Source organism: Dyella sp. (genome assembly GCF_035685885.1).
Lineage (GTDB): Bacteria > Pseudomonadota > Gammaproteobacteria > Xanthomonadales > Rhodanobacteraceae > Dyella.
Genome location: NZ_DASRZX010000129.1, coordinates 1 through 2,377, shown reverse-complemented (window position 1 = coordinate 2,377; position 2,377 = coordinate 1). Strand labels below are relative to the sequence as shown.

At 63.3% G+C, this 2,377-nt stretch carries 2 protein-coding genes and 1 pseudogene; 2 read left to right on the top strand and 1 reads right to left on the bottom strand.

Annotated features, from left to right (window positions below):
- Window positions 1-186, top strand: a 186-nt coding sequence (locus VFG49_RS14840) for a hypothetical protein (protein WP_324861852.1), incomplete at its 5' end; no start/stop codon positions are given.
- Between the two features lie 72 nt (window positions 187-258).
- On the top strand, window positions 259-1,638 hold the full coding sequence (locus VFG49_RS14835; RefSeq protein ID WP_324861850.1) for an IS1380 family transposase: 1,380 nt from the start codon (window positions 259-261) through the stop codon (window positions 1,636-1,638).
- Between the two features lie 121 nt (window positions 1,639-1,759).
- Here the strand turns inward: VFG49_RS14835 and VFG49_RS19270 are convergent.
- Window positions 1,760-2,224, bottom strand: a pseudogene (locus VFG49_RS19270) (IS5 family transposase); the annotation flags it as partial.
- Window positions 2,225-2,377: the final 153 nt, after the last annotated feature.

Below are 2,377 nucleotides of genomic sequence, written 5' to 3'. Positions count from 1 at the left end.
GCGGCCGCCGGCACGGTCACTAACGCGGGCACGATCGAGGGCGGCAATGGCAATAACGGAGCCGTCAACTTTGGCGCGAACTCCACGACCAACCGCCTGATTGTCGATCCGGGCGCCGTGTTCCAAGGCGGCATCAGTGGCGGCACAGGAACGCTGGAATTAGCCCGCATATCTCACAGCGAGTAGGTGCATCGGGGTTCCGAATCGGAGAAGGTTCTTTTGCGAGAAGGACCTTTTCTGAAGCGGAGGTGTTCCCCGATGCCGACGGAGTGTAACCCGACGCTGTTTGAATTTGCACCTGTTGCGGGTCGCGCGGTGGTGGCAGCGTTCGATGGGGGCAGGATAACGTCGGACGCCGGTTCGCTGCTGCTGGCGGCGACGGATCGGGCGATTGGCTTGGTGGATCGGTTTTCTGCCTGCTTCACCGACCACCGCTGCTCTGAGCTGATCGAACACGAGGTCAGCACGCTGATTGGCCAACGCGTGTTCGGCATTGCGCTGGGTTACGAGGATCTGAACGACCACGATCAACTGCGCCACGACCCAATGATGGCGATCCTGGCCGGCAAGCTGGAAGCCCGCCGGGCCGATTGTGCGCCGGTCGCGGGCAAGTCGACGCTGAACCGGCTGGAACTGAGCCGGGCGGAGGCGACGCGTTACCATAGGATCAGCCACGATCCGGCAGCGATCGAAGCATTGTTCGTCGATCTGTTCCTGGCGAGCCAGGCCAAGGCCCCGGCGCAGATCATCCTGGACCTGGATGCCACCGACGATCCGCTGCACGGGCAGCAAGAGGGCCGGTTCTTCCATGGCTATTATGACTGCTACTGCTATCTGCCGCTCTACGTGTTCTGCGGGAGGCATCTGCTGGCGGCGAAGCTGCGGCGGTCGAACATCGACGCCTCGGCCGGCGCGCTGGAGGAGGTGACACGGATCGTCGCCCAGATCCGCCGCCGCTGGCCGCGGACACGCATCCTGCTGCGTGGCGATTCCGGCTTTGCCCGCGAAGCCTTGATGGCATGGTGCGAAGCCAACCGTGTGGACTATCTGTTCGGCTTGGCGCGCAACGCGCGGTTGGACGAGGTGGTGAAGCTGGAACTGATCGCTACTTCGCTCGATGCCATCCGCAGCGGCCGTCCGGCGCGCCGCTTCAAGGACTTCCGCTACGCGACGCTGGACAGTTGGAGCCGGGAGCGCCGTGTCATTGGCAAGGCCGAGGTGACAGGCGACAAGGCCAATCCGCGCTTCATCGTCACCTCATTGAAGCCGGCCGAGATCGACGGGCGACGCCTCTATGAGAAGATCTACTGCGCACGTGGCGAGATGGAGAACCGGATCAAGGAGTGTCAGCTCGATCTGTTCGCCGACCGCACTTCGGCTGCCACCATGCGGGCCAACCAGCTTCGCCTGTGGTTCGCCTCGATGGCCTATGTGCTGCTCTGCGCGCTGCGCCGCATCGGACTGGCCCACACGCAGTTCGCCGATGCCACCTGCGGCACCATCCGGCTCAGGCTGCTGAAACTCGGCGCGCTGGTGCGGATCAGCGTACGGCGGGTCAAGGTCGCAATGGCGTCCGCTTGCCCGTGGCAGGATGAGTTTGCCCTCGCTCACCTCCGTCTCAGCATGGCCGCCGTCTGATACGAACCAGACAGCGCACAGCCCACTTTCACCACAACAACGCTGCCCAACTGGCGGCGATGCCGCCGCTTGCGACAATCGCACCAGCTACATCTCCTTGCCGCGCACACCCCAGCCGCGTTCAGGCAGACGCAAGCCAACCCTCATTCAACTCGGGGCTGTGAGAAATGCGGGCTAGGCCGCACGCGAAACTGATGAAAGCTGAATAGCTGACGTCGGTCTTCTCGCAGCGCATGGCGACGCGTTTGAACCGCTTGAGCTTGCCGATCGCCTGTTCGACGCGCGCCCGGAGTTTGTAAAGACGCTTCGGAAAGAAACGGCCTCGTTGCTTGGAGTTTTCGCGGCGAGGGATTACCGGCGTGATGCCGCGTGCAAGCGCGGCGGCGCGGTTTGCGTTGCTGTCATATCCCTTATCGGTTATTGCGATGCGCGGCCGGACGTCTGGCCCGATATCGAGCGATGTCTCGAACTCAGTGCTGTCACTGGCCTCTCCAGGGGTTAGGTGGAAATCGAGAGGGCGGCCGTCGAGATCGGTCTTGAGGTGGATTTTAGTCGAGAACCCGCCGCGTGAGCGGCCCAGGGCCTGATGCTGCTGGCCTCCTCATCGATCCCCTCATTTTGCGACCGCAATTGCCGGCGTGAAGACGCCGGCGTTTGCCACGGCCGCGGCGAACTTTTCCATCAGTGGCGCGAGGCGGTGCTCTGGCATGGTGGGGATGAGTTCGTAGAGCATGCAGCC